Origin of the sequence: Frankia sp. CcI156 (genome assembly GCF_001983015.1) — a bacterium.
Taxonomy (GTDB): domain Bacteria; phylum Actinomycetota; class Actinomycetes; order Frankiales; family Frankiaceae; genus Frankia; species Frankia casuarinae.
In genome coordinates this window covers 45055-59168 of sequence record NZ_MOMD01000001.1, presented here as the reverse complement: position 1 = coordinate 59168, position 14114 = coordinate 45055, and the positions used below count along the sequence as shown (strand labels likewise).

At 70.5% G+C, this 14114-nt stretch carries 14 protein-coding genes and 1 riboswitch; of the genes, 10 read left to right on the top strand and 4 right to left on the bottom strand.

All coding sequences use genetic code 11. The annotated features are described in order from the left end of the window. The first annotated feature begins 221 nt into the window (after positions 1 to 221). Positions 222 to 308, top strand: a riboswitch (ZMP/ZTP riboswitch). 27 nt (positions 309 to 335) lie between these two features. From glyA to rimI, 5 genes are all read left to right on the top strand, one after another. Continuing rightward, the gene (gene glyA / locus CcI156_RS00255) at positions 336 to 1598 is read left to right on the top strand and encodes a serine hydroxymethyltransferase (RefSeq protein WP_076804043.1); all 1263 of its coding nucleotides are present in this window, start codon (positions 336 to 338) and stop codon (positions 1596 to 1598) included. Positions 1599 to 1758: 160 nt separating this feature from the next. Next, positions 1759 to 3030 carry an alpha/beta fold hydrolase gene (locus CcI156_RS00250; protein ID WP_076804042.1) on the top strand — a complete coding sequence of 424 codons (1272 nt, stop codon included), beginning with the start codon at positions 1759 to 1761 and terminating at the stop codon, positions 3028 to 3030. After that, complete coding sequence (gene tsaE, locus CcI156_RS00245; protein ID WP_011435079.1) at positions 3027 to 3500, top strand: tRNA (adenosine(37)-N6)-threonylcarbamoyltransferase complex ATPase subunit type 1 TsaE; 474 nt, start codon at positions 3027 to 3029, stop codon at positions 3498 to 3500. Before CcI156_RS00250 ends, tsaE begins: the two co-directional genes overlap by 4 nt. A 112-nt stretch (positions 3501 to 3612) precedes the next feature. Next, positions 3613 to 4377 (top strand): tRNA (adenosine(37)-N6)-threonylcarbamoyltransferase complex dimerization subunit type 1 TsaB, encoded by a 765-nt coding sequence (gene tsaB / locus CcI156_RS00240; RefSeq protein WP_011435080.1) that lies wholly within the window; start codon positions 3613 to 3615, stop codon positions 4375 to 4377. After that, positions 4374 to 4961 (top strand): ribosomal protein S18-alanine N-acetyltransferase, encoded by a 588-nt coding sequence (rimI, locus tag CcI156_RS00235; RefSeq protein WP_076803934.1) that lies wholly within the window; start codon positions 4374 to 4376, stop codon positions 4959 to 4961. Before tsaB ends, rimI begins: the two co-directional genes overlap by 4 nt. Positions 4962 to 5078: 117 nt before the next feature. Here the strand turns inward: rimI and CcI156_RS00230 are convergent, their stop codons facing one another. Continuing rightward, on the bottom strand, positions 5079 to 5714 hold the full coding sequence (locus tag CcI156_RS00230; RefSeq protein ID WP_076803933.1) for an FMN-dependent NADH-azoreductase: 636 nt from the start codon (positions 5712 to 5714) through the stop codon (positions 5079 to 5081). 151 nt (positions 5715 to 5865) lie between these two features. Between CcI156_RS00230 and CcI156_RS00225 the strand changes: the two genes are divergently transcribed. Beyond that, positions 5866 to 6465: a MarR family winged helix-turn-helix transcriptional regulator gene (locus tag CcI156_RS00225; protein WP_035940864.1), complete on the top strand. Its 600-nt coding sequence runs from the start codon at positions 5866 to 5868 to the stop codon at positions 6463 to 6465. A 110-nt stretch (positions 6466 to 6575) separates the two neighbouring features. Here CcI156_RS00225 and CcI156_RS00220 read toward each other — a convergent pair whose 3' ends face one another. Beyond that, positions 6576 to 6851 carry a hypothetical protein gene (locus CcI156_RS00220; protein ID WP_011435084.1) on the bottom strand — a complete coding sequence of 92 codons (276 nt, stop codon included), beginning with the start codon at positions 6849 to 6851 and terminating at the stop codon, positions 6576 to 6578. A 307-nt stretch (positions 6852 to 7158) separates the two neighbouring features. On the opposite strand from CcI156_RS00220, the gene groES reads away from it, so the two are divergent. Both groES and groL read left to right on the top strand, forming a co-directional pair. Continuing rightward, positions 7159 to 7467, top strand: a complete 309-nt coding sequence (gene groES / locus CcI156_RS00215) for a co-chaperone GroES (RefSeq protein ID WP_035729604.1) — start codon at positions 7159 to 7161, stop codon at positions 7465 to 7467. Positions 7468 to 7591: 124 nt separating this feature from the next. Continuing rightward, on the top strand, positions 7592 to 9232 hold the full coding sequence (gene groL, locus CcI156_RS00210; protein ID WP_076803932.1) for a chaperonin GroEL: 1641 nt from the start codon (positions 7592 to 7594) through the stop codon (positions 9230 to 9232). Between the two features lie 216 nt (positions 9233 to 9448). On the opposite strand, the gene CcI156_RS00205 is transcribed toward groL, so the two are convergent. Both CcI156_RS00205 and CcI156_RS00200 read right to left on the bottom strand, forming a co-directional pair. After that, positions 9449 to 9781: a WhiB family transcriptional regulator gene (locus tag CcI156_RS00205; RefSeq protein WP_011435087.1), complete on the bottom strand. Its 333-nt coding sequence runs from the start codon at positions 9779 to 9781 to the stop codon at positions 9449 to 9451. A 442-nt stretch (positions 9782 to 10223) separates the two neighbouring features. Next, on the bottom strand, positions 10224 to 10640 hold the full coding sequence (locus tag CcI156_RS00200) for a DUF5319 domain-containing protein (RefSeq protein ID WP_076803931.1): 417 nt from the start codon (positions 10638 to 10640) through the stop codon (positions 10224 to 10226). A gap of 394 nt (positions 10641 to 11034) precedes the next feature. Here CcI156_RS00200 and guaB point away from each other — a divergent pair, with 394 nt between their 5' ends. Together guaB and CcI156_RS00190 are read left to right on the top strand one after the other, a co-directional pair. Beyond that, positions 11035 to 12636, top strand: a complete 1602-nt coding sequence (gene guaB / locus CcI156_RS00195) for an IMP dehydrogenase (protein ID WP_175637522.1) — start codon at positions 11035 to 11037, stop codon at positions 12634 to 12636. Between the two features lie 212 nt (positions 12637 to 12848). Continuing rightward, positions 12849 to 13979, top strand: coding sequence for a GuaB3 family IMP dehydrogenase-related protein (locus tag CcI156_RS00190; protein ID WP_076803929.1), 1131 nt, complete (start codon positions 12849 to 12851; stop codon positions 13977 to 13979). Positions 13980 to 14114: the final 135 nt, after the last annotated feature.

Genomic DNA, 14114 nt, shown 5'->3' with positions numbered 1-14114 from the left:
TCCCGGCTTCTCGATCCAGCCGATCCAGCCGATCCAGCCGGGGCGGCACTTCCACGGTAGTCGGCCCGCTCCCACCCGGTCCGGTGGACGTCGGTGCTGTGGCCTGCGCCCGGCTTGTCGTCTTCACGACATTTGTCGTCTTCGCGACGCCCGGTGCCGTCGCGACGCGTCGCACCGGCGTGGATCCGGTGCTGTGGGGCGGGGCTCATCCCCTAGACTCGGCCCGGAGTCGTGACTGGCGCATCGAGGTGGAACTGACCACCGGGGAGCGATCGAGCGGAACGGTGCCGCGCGCCTGGGCACCCCCGGCCGGATCAGACCTGCCGGAGGTCAAGGTGCATCAACCACYGATTCCCCACCTCGCCGTCGCCGATCCCGAACTCGCCGGTCTCGTCGAGGCCGAAGCCACGCGCCAGTTCTCGTCGATCAGGCTGATCGCGTCGGAGAACTACGTCTCTACCGCGGTGCTGGAGGCGTCCGGCTCCGTGCTGACCAACAAGTACTCCGAGGGCTACGTCGGTCGGCGTTACTACGAGGGCCARCAGGTCATCGATCCGATCGAGACGCTTGCGGTCGACCGTGCCAAGGCGCTGTTCGGGGTCGAGCACGCCAACGTCCAGCCGTACTCGGGTTCCCCGGCGAACCTCGCCGTCTATCTGGCCTTCGCCGAGCCGGGGGACACCGTGATGGGCCTGTCGCTGCCGATGGGCGGCCATCTGACCCACGGCTGGAGCGTCTCCGCGACCGGCACGTGGTTCCGCAGTGTCCGGTACGGCGTGCGCGCCGACACCGGCCGCATCGACCTGGACGAGGTGCGCGACCTCGCTCTGGCCGAGCGTCCCAGGATTATTTTCTGCGGCGGTACGGCGATCCCTCGGACGATCGACTTCCCGGGGTTCGCCGCGATCGCGCGGGAGGTCGGGGCGGTGCTCGTCGCGGACATCGCGCACATCGCCGGGCTGATCGCGGGTGGGGCACACCCCTCGCCGGTGGGGCACGCCCCGGTGATCTCCACCACCACGCACAAGACGTTGCGCGGCCCGCGTGGGGCGATGCTCCTCTCCGACGCCGAGCACGCCACCGCGATCGACAAGGCGGTGTTCCCGGGCCTGCAGGGCGGGCCGCACAACCACACCACCGCGGCGATCGCCGTCGCACTGCGCGAGGCGRCGGCACCCGCGTTCCGCGACTACGCGCACGCGGTCGTGGCGAACGCCCGCGCGCTGGCCGAGGCCCTGGTGGAGCGGGGCTTCGACCTGGTCACCGGCGGTACCGACAACCATCTGATCCTGATCGACCTGACCAGCAGGGACATCGGTGGCAAGCCCGCGGCCCGGGCGCTCGACCAGGCCGGGATCGAGCTGAACTACAACGCGGTGCCCTTCGACCAGCGCAGGCCCTTCGACCCGTCCGGTATCCGGCTGGGAACCGCCGCCATCACCACCCGCGGTCTGGGGGTCGGTCACATGCCGGTGCTCGCCGGCTGGATCGACGATGTCGTCAAGGCCGCCGTGGTCGGCGACACCGCGACCATCACCCGGGTCCGGGAGCAGGTCACCGAGCTGACCGCAGCCTTCCCGATGCCGGGCTTCGCCTGAGCACGGGATCCGCGCACAGGACCGGTGATCTTCCCCGGCCGCRCATCCGACGTCCCCAGGTCCCGGCCGACGCCCCCCACGTCCCGGCCGGGGGGCCCGTCGGCCGGCGTGGCCGGGTGCATCATCGGTGCAGAAGAGGCACCGAGGAGAGGTGGCGCCGATGGCGAAGACCGTGGGTGCGATCGCGGGTTCCCGCACGGCTCGGGCCACGGGATCGCTCGGGGTGGTTGGTGCCGCCGCCGTCGCGGCGGGCCTGGTCGCCGAGCGGCGGATGATCCGCCGTCGGCGTGAGACGGCCGATCTCGCGTCCGACGCGCGGATKGGGCCGATCGGGGGCTGGGTCACCACCGTGATCGCGGGGGACGGTGTTCCGCTGTATATCGAGGAGACCGGCCCGTCGGACGCCCCGGTGACGCTGGTGTTCGTCCACGGGTTCTGCGTCACGGCCGATTCCTGGATCCTGCAGCAGCGGGCGCTGACAGACCTCGGCCGGATGGTCTTCTACGATCAGCGGGCGCATGGGCGTTCCGGGCCGTCCGAGGTCAAGAACTGCACTATCGACGCACTCGCCGACGACCTCTTCCGGGTGATCACCGAGCGGGTCCCCCGGGGGCCGATTATCCTGGTGGGCCATTCGATGGGCGGCATGACGGTGCTGGGCCTGGCCGACACCCACCCGGAACTGTTCGATGACCGCATCGTCGGGGTGGCCCTGCTCGCCACCAGCGCCGGTGAGCTGGCYCGGCTGACCTTCGGGCTGCCGGCGTCGGTGACCGGGGTGGTCCGCCGCGTTCTGCCGGGTTTCGCGGTTGGTATGCGGCACGCGCCGAGCCTGCWCGAACGTGCCCGGCGGCGGGGCAGCGACCTGTCGTGGGAGCTGACGCGGCRCATCGGGTTCGGATCGACCGAACTGCCGCCGTCGGTGGTCTCCTTCCTGGAGACCATGGTCGCGGACACCMCGATCCCGGTCATCGCGGCGTTCCTGCCCACCCTGCTCGACCACGATCGGCTCGCGGCGGCCGAGCGACTGGCGGAGATCCCGACCGTGCTCATCGTCGGGGACGTTGACCTGATGACCCCGCTCGCCCACAGCCGTACCCTGGCGGAGGCGTTGCCCCGGGCGGAGCTCATCGTCGAGGAGGGCGCCGGGCACGCCATCATGCTGGAACGCCCGGACGTGGTGAACGCCGCAATCCGGGAGATTGCGCGGCAGGCGACGGCGCCACGCGCCATGCCGCGCCCGCGGTCGGGGTCGGCACAGACAGGCCGGTCGGCRCCGGCACAGACAGGTCGGTCGGCGCCGGCACAGACAGGTCGGTCGGGACGGACCGGTCGGTCGGGGTCGGGACGGACCGGTCGGTCGGCGCGGTCCGAGACATTCTCCGTCTCCCCACGCGGGCCCCGGAGCGAGGCGACGACGGAAGGCGCATGAACACGGTCGAGGTGTCCACGGCGGAGCGCATGCGGGAGTTCGGGGCCTGGTTGGCTACCCTGCTGCGGCCCGGGGACCTGCTCGTGCTCTCCGGCCCGCTCGGCGCGGGCAAGACGGTTCTGGCCCAGGGGATCGCGGCCGGGCTGGGCGTGCGGGAAACGGTCACCTCGCCGACGTTCGTGCTTGCCCGGATCTACCCGGACGGGCGGATTCCCCTCGTGCACGTGGACGCCTACCGGCTCGGTGGGGTCGTCGAGGTCGACGATCTCGACCTCGACGCCGACGTCGACACCTCGGTCACCGTGGTCGAGTGGGGTGCCGGTCTCGCGGAACGTCTCACGCAGGATCATCTGGAGATCGTGATCTCCCGGCCACGTGCCGACGAGGTCGGGGAGACTCGGATAGTCCGCCTCGTCCCGTCCGGGGCCAGCTGGATCGAACGGCTGCGCGCACGTGCGCCGGTGAGTTGAGACTCCCCGCATCGACCCGCCGCGCSCGGCGTGACATCGGTGGCATCGTGGTGGTGGGGTGGGTGCCCGCCGTGGTCGGCGAGGCGATCCGTAGTCTGGACGAGTGCTGGTGATGGCTCTTGACACATCCACGGCAGCGTGCTCGGTTGCGCTCGCCGAGCTGACGTCGTCCGACCCCGCGCGGCCGGTGAGTGGGACGGGTGGTGAGCGCGCCGCGCCCGGGGTGCACGTGTGGCCGCGAGCGGTCATGGTCACCGTCGACGCCCGCCGCCACGGGGAGCTGCTGGCGCCGTCGATGCGCGCGGTGCTCGCCGAGGGGGGTGCCCGCCCTACCGATCTCGACGCCGTGGTCGTGGGCGCCGGTCCCGGGCCGTTCACCAGTTTGCGGGTCGGGATGGTGACCGCCGCCGCCTTCGCCGACGCACTAGGCGTGCCGGTGCACGGGGTGTGCTCGCTGGATGCCATCGGTGCCGCCACCGGCGGCTCCGTCGCCGTCGTGACGGATGCCCGTCGGCGCGAGGTCTTCTGGGCCTGTTACCGCGACGGGGTGCGGGTCGGCGATCCGGCCGTTGGCCGTCCGGCCGACGTCGTCCGGTTCCTGCGCGGCCTCGGTGTCGACCGCGTCGTCGGCCCGGGAACGGTGCTCTACCCGGAGATCTTCGCCGAACTCGCCGGTACCACGGCCGGTGCCACCGCCGGGGAGGTGCCCGCGCCCGGCGCAGGTCAGCCGGACGACGGCTATCCCCGGCCAGAGCTGCTCGTCGGTCTCGCCGGGGCCGACGTGCTGGCCGGGCGTGCTCCCCAGCCCCTCGTCCCGCTCTACCTGCGGCGGCCGGACGCGGCCGAACCGCACACACCGAAGCCGGTCACGGTTTGACGCAGCCGCGACCACACCCCGCCGGTCCGGATGGGCCGGATCTGCTCCTGGCTCCGATGCGCTGGTGGCACGTGGCGATGGTCGCCGAGCTGGAGCAGACGKTATTCGACATCGATCCGTGGACGGCCGAGCTGTTCTGGTCCGAACTCGCGCAGGGCGAGCAGCGGCGGTACCTGACGGCGCTGTGGCGTCCACAGGGCGTCCCGACGCACGACACGTCCGCGATCGTCGGTTATGCGGGGCTGGCGCTSGCCGAGGACGGCGCCTACATCCAGACGATCGGCGTCGTGCCCCGGATGCGCGGGCGGGGGGTGGGCGCCCGTCTGATGATCGCCTTGCTGCGCGACGCCCGGCGGGCCGGTGCCCGCAACTGTGGGCTGGAGGTCCGCACCGACAACCAGGCGGCCCKTGCTCTCTACAGCCGGCTTGGCTTTGTCGACATTGGGCTGCGCCGCGGTTACTACCAGCCTTCCGGTGGAGATGCCTACGTGATGCGGGTCCGGAAGATCGACACCGTTGGTTACGCGGAGCTGCTCGACCGCGTCGAGGCGACGTTGCTCATCACCTCTCGGGTCGAGCCCTGACACCCGCCTGACCCCACCGTCACCAGGCGGTACAGCCCGGCCAGCCGTCCTCTCCTCGTATCCCGCCGGCGTCCCGGCCTGTCTACGGCCGGGCGCGCGACGGGTGGGGCGGACGGCTCAGACGGAGGCGCGTAGCCGAGCCGCGGCCGCCGCCTCCGCCYTGGAGCGCTGGAACAGGTCGATGAACTCGGCCAGCGCCGGATTCACCGGGGCGAGCGTCATCTCGACGCGGATGAACTCGATGTCCGTGGCGCCGAGTGCCGCCAGGATGTGTGCCACGTAGGGCTGCTGGTGATCCCAGCCCTCCTTGGGTGTGCCTGGCCCGTAGGACCCGCCCTGGGCGGTGACCACCGTCACCTTCTTGCCGGTGAGGGCGCTGTCGTCCGGAGCCTGCCGCACCGTGCGTCCCATGACGATGATCTGGTCGATCCACGCCTTGAACGTCGACGGCACCGCGTAGTTGTACATCGGTACCGACAGCAGGTACTCGTCTGCCGCCTCCACCTCGGCGATCAGCTCCTCTCCTTTCTTGACCGCCTCGGCTTGCTCCGCCGAGAGCTGCTCGGGCGGGGTGAACCTCGCCGACACGGTCGCCCAGTCCAGGTGCGGAGGAGGGGTGACAGACAGATCACGATAGGTGATGATCCCGTCTGGGTGCGCCTCGCGCCAGGCCTCGGCGAAGATGGTGGCGATCGATCGGGACGTCGAGCTCTCGGTGGCGAGGCTCGAGTCGACGTGCAGCAGGTGCGGCATCGGGGGAACCCTCCATCATTATTCGATCATCAATATGATCGATCTTCTTTGACGGGAAGATCGGATTCATGGAACATCTTAACAGTAGATTGTCTACTTAAGCACTTATATCGCGGTAGATTATTCCTCTGTGGGCCTGTACCTTGTGAGGGTGAGCGACGCGGCGGTGGCCGCCGGGCTTCCCCCGGGGCTGGAGAGCCTCCCCGACGGCCCGGGGAAGGACCTCGGCTGGCTATTGGGGCAGGTGCGGTACGGCTATGCGGCCGCTTCGGCCGCCGCCGTCGGCCGGGTGCCCGGCGGGCTGCGTGGGCTGCACGTTCTCGGTGCCGCGGTCGAGGGTGAGGCGCGCAACCAGATCGAGGTGGCCCGTCGGTTCGGCATCGACCGGACGGTGATGGTCCGCCTGGTCGATGATCTGGAGCGGGCCGGCCTGGTTGAGCGGCACCCCGATCCCGCGGACCGGCGGGCCCGGATCATCACCGCGACGGAGCACGGGGTCCAGTTGTACCGGGCCAGCCAGGAGGATCGGCTTCTCGTCGATCAGCACGTGCTCTCCCCGCTGACTGCGGCGGAACGGGCGACCTTCATCGATCTGTTGCGGCGTGTCGCTGCCCACATGCTTGCCGTGGACCCCACGCACGGAGCGGCCGCCTGCGACGCCGCCAGGCGGGAGATCGACGCGCGGGACATTGGGATGGCGTGCGCACCGGACGGGACGTGCCCCGGTCAGTCGGCCCCGTCCGACGGGTAGTCCTGTTCCGCTTGGCGGTCCCTTTCCGATGGGTGGTTCGGCCTCCGGGTGATCCGGCCCTGGCCGGGTGCCGGACACGGCCCGGACGCGGCAGTGCCGGACGCGGCCGATCAGTGCGGCGGGTGTACCTGCTCGAACTGCCAGGTATGCGGATCGCCGTTCGCCAGCTCGGCCGGTGGCTTCGGCAGCGGACAGCGGGTGTCCCCGGTGGTCTGTACGGACATGCCCGCATCGGGCGGCGTCCGTAGCATGATGACGACGAGATCCTCGCCCCGTTGGCTGCTGACGTAGACCTCGCCGTCCCGCCCCGCGAGCGCATCGATCGCCCAGTCCCGCAGGCCGCTCGCCCGGCCGGGCGCCGCCTTGGCCTCCCACATCCAGATCATGTCCTCATGGTGCCCCCCATGTCCCCGGGTGCTCATGTGCTCATGTGCTCATGGGGCCTCGTGGCGCCGGGCGCCGACCGGCGGGAACGGGCCGTCGCGAAGGAGAGCCGGGCCTTGGCCAGGCCGGCTCGGGACGACCCGAATTCCCGCCGTCTTGACAGATCCGACCGTCTTGGTTGACGTCTGCGGCGCGGGTGCTAAGTTGGCACTCGGCACGTGAGAGTGCCAGCGACAACAGGCGCCTGTTCACCCGCGACGGCAGGCCGCCAGGGTCGCTCTCTCATCCAGCGCAGGAAGGGGGAGGTCGATCGTGACGACCGCCACCAAGGTTGCTATCAAGCCGCTCGAGGACCGCATCGTCGTGCAGCCCTCCGACGCGGAGCAGACCACCGCGTCCGGGATCGTGATTCCGGACACGGCGAAGGAGAAGCCCCAGGAGGGCATCGTTCTCGCGGTCGGCCCGGGTCGGTTCGAGGACGGCAAGCGCGTCCCGCTCGACGTCAAGGTCGGCGACGTGGTGCTTTACAGCAAGTACGGCGGCACCGAGGTCAAGTACTCGGGCGAGGAGTACCTCGTGCTCTCCGCTCGCGACGTCCTCGCGATCATCGAGAAGTAGGTCGCTCGCCGGTAGCACCAAGGGGCGCGTCCCGCTGGCGGCCGCCCGGTTTCCGCCGGGCTCGCCGGCGGGGCGCGCTCCTGCTGTTTTTCACCGGTATTCGGTGTCGGGAGGACAACCAGGTATGCCGAAGATTCTGACGTTCAACGAGGACGCCCGCCGCGCGCTCGAGCACGGGGTGAACGCCCTGGCCAACGCGGTCAAGGTGACGATCGGCCCGCGTGGTCGCAATGTCGTCATCGACAAGCACTACGGCGCCGCGACGATCACCAATGACGGGGTGACGATCGCGCGCGAGATCGAGCTGGAGGACCCCTACGAGAACCTGGGCGCCCAGCTCGCGAAGGAAGTCGCCACCAAGACCAACGACGTGGCTGGCGACGGCACCACGACGGCGACCGTGCTAGCCCAGGAGATGGTGCGCTTCGGTCTCAAGCAGGTGACCGCGGGGGCCGCCCCACTGACGCTGAAGCTGGGCATCGAGGCCGCCGTCGAGGCCGTCTCCGCGGCACTGCTGAAGCAGGCCATCGAGGTCAACTCGAAGGAGACCATCGCCCAGGTCGCCGCCATCTCCGCTCAGGACCCGCAGGTCGGGGAACTGATCGCCGAGGCGATCGACAAGATCGGCAAGGACGGCGTCATCACGGTCGAGGAGAGCCAGACCCTCGGGCTGGACCTTGAACTGACCGAGGGCATGCAGTTCGACAAGGGCTACATCTCGCCGTACTTCGTCACGGACGCCGAGGCCCAGGAGGCCGTGCTCGAGGACGCCTACGTCCTGCTCTACCCGGGCAAGATCTCGGCGCTGAACGAGATCCTGCCCGTGCTGGAGCAGGTCGTCCAGGAGCGCAAGCCGCTACTGATCATCGCCGAGGAGGTCGAGGGCGAGGCCCTGTCCACCCTGGTGGTGAACTCGATCCGCAAGACCTTCCAGGTCGTCGCGGTCAAGGCTCCCGGGTTTGGGGACCGCCGCAAGGCACTGCTGCAGGATATCGCCGTGCTCACCGGCGGCCAGGTGGTGGCCTCGGAGGTCGGTCTTTCCCTCGACGCGGTGACGTTGGCCGACCTGGGCCKGGCCCGGCGGGTCGTGGTGGACAAGGACAACACCACCATCGTTGACGGGGTTGGCGAGGCCTCCTCGATCGCCGATCGGGTGCGTCAGCTCAAGCAGGAGATCGAGGTCAGCGACTCCGACTGGGACCGCGAGAAGCTGCAGGAGCGGTTGGCCAAGCTCGCCGGTGGGGTCGCGGTCATCCGCGTCGGCGCCGCCACCGAGGTGGAGCTCAAGGAGAGGAAGCACCGCCTCGAGGACGCCGTGTCGGCTACCCGCGCGGCCATCGAGGAGGGCATCATCGCCGGCGGCGGTTCCGCGCTCACCCACGTGGCGTCCGTGCTCGATGACGGGCTCGGTCGCACCGGGGACGAGCTCGCCGGGGTGCGGATCGTGCGCCGCGCGCTCGACGCCCCGCTGTCGTGGATCGCGCGCAACGCTGGTCTGGAGGGCGCGGTCATCGTCTCCAAGGTCAAGGAGCTCGAGCCGGGTCGTGGGTACAACGCGGCCACCGGCGAGTACACCGATCTGATCGCGGCCGGCGTCATCGACCCGGTCAAGGTCACCCGGTCGGCGGTGGCGAACGCCGCCTCGATCGCGGCTCTGCTCATCACCACCGAGGGCCTGGTCGTCGAGAAGCCGGCGGAGCCCGCTCCCCAGGACGGCCACGGCCACGGCCACGGGCACAGCCACCCGCAGGGCCCGGGTTTCTGACCGGATTGGCGTCGTGGGGCCCCGCCGGGTGCGGCCCGGCCCCCGGGCCCCGGTACGTCCGGAGCCCGGTCGGTCCCAGAGGATCGACCGGGCTCCGGCGCGTTGGGCCGTCGGCGCGTTGGGTCGCTGCCGGGTCACTCACCCGTCGTGGGTGATCCAGGAGACCAGGACCGGATATCCCGACCCGTCCGCCTATCGGCACCCGGCGGCCCTCCTTCAGCAGGCCGGTGCGAGTCCGGGGCGGGCCGGGGTGCGTCTCGCGGCCCCCCGCCGGGAGCGGCCGGTGAGGATCGCATCCCGTTCGGACTCGCTCAGCCCGCCCCATACGCCATAGGGCTCCCGGGCGGTCAGCGCGTACTCACCGCAGTCGCGGATGACCGGGCAGCGGGCGCAGACCGCCTTGGCCGCGGCCTCACGGGCGGCTCTGGCCGGCCCCCGTTCGCCCTCCGGGTGGAAGAAGAGCTCCGTGCTCTCACCACGGCACGCCCCGTGCAGCTGCCATTCCCACTTTTCCGCGCCGGGGCCTGGAAGTCGTCGGACGTCGGTCATCGGTCTGAGCCCCCTTTCGACCTGAGCGGCAAGCGCCGCCGCTTCACCGTAGTACTGGGCCACCCTTTGGATGATCTTGAAATTTCACCCGGGTGAGCCTGCGTCACGGGTCGTTCCGCCCGGCCGTTACACGGTCGGGAAGTCCCTGGATGTCCAGGGATCTCAGGCGGATCAGGGTCCGAGTCGGCCGCGGGACTCCCGGCCGGCGCCGTGTTCCGTCATGGCCGACCGACCGCGCCGGATCCGCAGGTCCGGCGGAACTTCTGTTGACGGTCGAACGCCTACCCCGGTGGTCGGCCGGTCACACGGCCTGAGCGGGAATTAGCGTGGCCACCGCCGGCCGCGCTCTGCCGGCGCGCGGCATCCACCCCGGCCGGGGTCATCCCCGGCACGCGGGATCTACCCGGCCGGGTGTCCGGCCAGGCGGCGACGCGGGGCCGCCTCAGCGCGAGTCCGCCTCCGAGGCGGCGGACGCCTCGTAGATCCCGTCGGCGAAGCCGCGAGCGTACTCCCAGCTGACGTAGCACGACGGGTTCGGCGCGAACGCCGGCTCGTGGACTCTCGTCCGCCCCTCGTTGAGAAGGTTGCGCAGGTTGCCGACCAGCAGGTCCCAGTCGAAGAAGTGGGGCTCGGCGCAGCCCTCGCAGTCGACGACAAGGCCGCGGTAGCCGCGCGRCTCGAGCAGCGTGCGGAAGACGTCGAGGTCCCCCAGCTCGGCGAGGACTTCCTCCCGCTCGTGCAAGGACAGCGGTTCGAGCAGGTCGAGGTCGTCAACGGAGTCGAGGCGCGCGAGCTCGGCAGCCGGATCCTCGGGGTCGCCCGCGAAGGGGTCGACAGGCTCGTCGCTCACGACGACCACGCTACGCTTGCCCGGACTGCTTAGTGGTCCCGATCCGGAGTCTCGGCACCGATGTGYGGCCCTCCGGACATGGTCCGTCGTGGTCGGTCCGCTGTTCTGCCGGGCGCGTGGGTCCGGATCAGGCACGTTGGACGGCGCTGTGGTATAGGAAGATGTCATCCATGGCGATGTCGGTCACGCTGGAACCGCCGATAGGTGCCGGTGACCTCTACGATGGAGTCCGTGCCGCCGCTCGGTGCCCGATTCTGGTAGCCCAGTTCTGGTAACCCGGTTCTGGTAGTAGGTAGACTTTTTCGCCGTTGCGCGCGGCCCGTCACTCCAGGACGGCGGGCGGGCTCGTGCCGCGGCGTCGGTCTGGGTCCGCGGCCTCGGTCAACGCGGAATGGAAGGTGCCATGAACGGTCCCCTCGCCACCGATTTCACGTTGCCGGCCGGGGTGGGCACCCACGTCGGCGCGCGTCCCGACCTGCTGGGGGCCGAGGCCGCCGCGGTACCGCCGAAGCTGGCGATGCTCGGGCTGACCTTCGACGACGTGCTGCTGCTTCCGGCCGCCTCCGATCTGGTACCGGCGGAGGCGGACACGACGACCCGCCTGTCGCGGAGCATCGATCTCGCCGTGCCGTTGGTGTCGTCGGCCATGGACACGGTGACCGAGGCCCGCATGGCCATCGCGATGGCGCGCCAGGGCGGGGTCGGGGTGCTGCACCGCAACCTCTCGATCGACGAACAGGCGCAGCAGGTCGACATGGTGAAGCGTTCCGAGTCCGGGATGATCACCGCGCCGGTGACCTGCGGACCCGGCGCCACCCTGGAGGACGCGAACGTCCTCATGGCGCGGTACCGGATCTCGGGTGTCCCGGTGACGGAATCCGACGGCAGGCTGGTCGGCATCGTGACGAACCGGGACATCCGCTTCGAGCGGGACTACTCGCGTCGAGTGCAGGACGTCATGACTCCGATGCCGCTGATCACCGCACCGGTGGGCGTCTCGCCGGAGGACGCGCTCGCCCTGCTCCGCCGCCACAAGGTCGAGAAGCTGCCGATCGTGGACGAGCGTGACCGGTTGCGCGGTCTGATCACCGTCAAGGACTTCACCAAGCGGGAGCAGTACCCGCATGCCACCAAGGACACCGACGGCCGGCTGATGGTCGGCGCCGCCGTCGGCGTGGGGGAGGATGCCTACAAGCGCGCCCAGGTCCTCGTCGCCGCCGGGGTCGACTTCCTCGTCGTGGACACCGCGCACGGGCATCATCGAGCCGTGCCCGACGTGGTGCGCCGGATCAAGACCGACATGCCGACCGGGGTGGACGGTCGGCCGCTCGACGTGATCGGTGGCAACGTGGCGACCGGAGCCGGCGCGGCGGCGCTGATCGCGGCCGGGGCGGACGCCATCAAGGTCGGGGTCGGGCCCGGCTCGATCTGTACCACCCGGGTGGTGAGCGGCGTCGGCGTCCCCCAGGTCACGGCCATCTACGAGGCATCGCGCATCGCCCGGGAGCACGGTGTGCCGGTGATCGGCGACGGCGGCCTGCAGTACTCGGGTGACATCGCGAAGGCCATCGCCGTCGGCGCCGACACGGTCATGCTGGGCAGCCTGCTGGCCGGTGTCGACGAGAGCCCGGGAGAGTTGATCTTCATCAACGGCAAGCAGTACAAGGCTTACCGGGGTATGGGCTCACTCGGCGCCATGCGTAGCCGCGGCRGCGCGCGGTCGTACTCGAAGGATCGGTACTTCCAGGACGATGTGCTCTCCGATGACAAGCTGGTTCCCGAGGGCGTCGAGGGCCAGGTGCCCTACCGGGGTCCGCTGGCGGCCGTGGCCCATCAGCTGGTCGGCGGTCTGCGGGCGGCGATGGGCTACACCGGCTCGCCCACCATCCGGCGGATGCAGGACGAGGCGCAGCTGATCCGTATTACCTCGGCGGGGCTGATCGAGAGCCACCCCCATGACATCCAGATGACCGTCGAGGCGCCAAACTACAACTCCGCGCGCTGACGCCATCGCGTCGCGCGACCGACCAGGCCGTCGCCGGGCCGTCCCCAGGCCGGTGACGGCCGTCGTGTCTCGGGCGCGGTCACCTCGGCAGGGTGGGACGAGCCGGTGGCCACCCGATCGGATGGTCACCGGGATGTTCGGTCAGTCGTGGAGCAGATACGTCAGTTTTCCGGTCGGCACGAGCCCGCCGGCCCAATCAGGAGGCGCCAGCAGTGGCAGAGGTCGAGATCGGCATCGGCAAGAGCGCGCGGATCGCGTATGGTCTCGACGCCGTCGGCATCATTCCGTCCCGTCGGACCCGTGACCCGGCGGACGTCTCGCTCGCCTGGGAGATCGACGCCTACCGGTTCGACCTGCCGCTCGTGGCCGCTCCGGCCGACGCGGTGACCTCACCCGCGTCGGTGATCGCGCTCGGCCGGCTCGGTGGTCTCGGTGTTCTGCACATCGAGGGGCTGTGGACCCGGTACGAGGAGCCGGAGAACCACATCGCCGAGCTCAGCAAGATCGGGGCCGCCCAGGGCCCGGACGCGGCGACCGAGCGGCTGCGCGCGTTGTACTCCGCGCCGGTCCAGCCGGGGCTGATCGCGCAGCGTCTCACCGAGCTTCGGGACGCGGGGGTGGTCGTGGCCGCGGCGCTGCGTCCGCAGAAGGTCAAGGCCCTGTGCCCGCACGTGCTGGCCGCCGGGATCGATCTGCTCGTCATCCACGGTACGGCGGTCTCGGCGGAGCATCAGTCCCGCCGCAGCGAGCCGCTCAACCTCAAACGGTTCATCGGCCAGCTGGACATCCCGGTGCTGGTTGGCGGGTGCGCGTCGTTCTCCACCGCACTGCACCTCATGCGCACCGGGGCGGCCGGTGTCATCGTGGGCGTCGGGTCCGGCTTCGGTGACCGCACCCGGGACGAGCTCGGGGTCGGCGTGCCGCTTGCCACCGCGATCGCGGATGCGGCCGGTGCGCGCATGCGTTATCTCGACGAGTCGGGCGGCCGCTACGTCCACGTCGTCGTGCATGGTRATCTTCGGACTGGCGGCGACGTCGCGAAGGCGGTGGCCTGCGGCGCGGACGCGGTCATGGTGGACGCGGCGCTCGCGGCCGCACGGGAGGCCCCGGGCCAGGGCGGGGCCTGGCCGATGGACGTGCTGCACTCCGACCTGCCGCGGGGACGCTGGTCGCCGGTGACCCCGACCGGGACGCTCGCGCAGATCGTGACCGGTCCGGGCACGGCGACCAGAACCGGTGTCCTCAACCTGGCCGGCGGTCTGCGCACGGCAATGGCGACGACGGGATACGCAACTTTGAAGGAGTTCCAGAAGGCGGAGATCATGGTGACCGCCGGTCCGTGACCGACGACGCACGTCATGCGTGGTCGTCGGGCGTCCCGCGAGGCGGTAGCCGTCGCGTGAGGTGTCGCTCGCTGATGCGCGAGCTCGACGGATGTGCCCATGGTGTGTCACCACCGGCGGTACCCGGTCGATCCG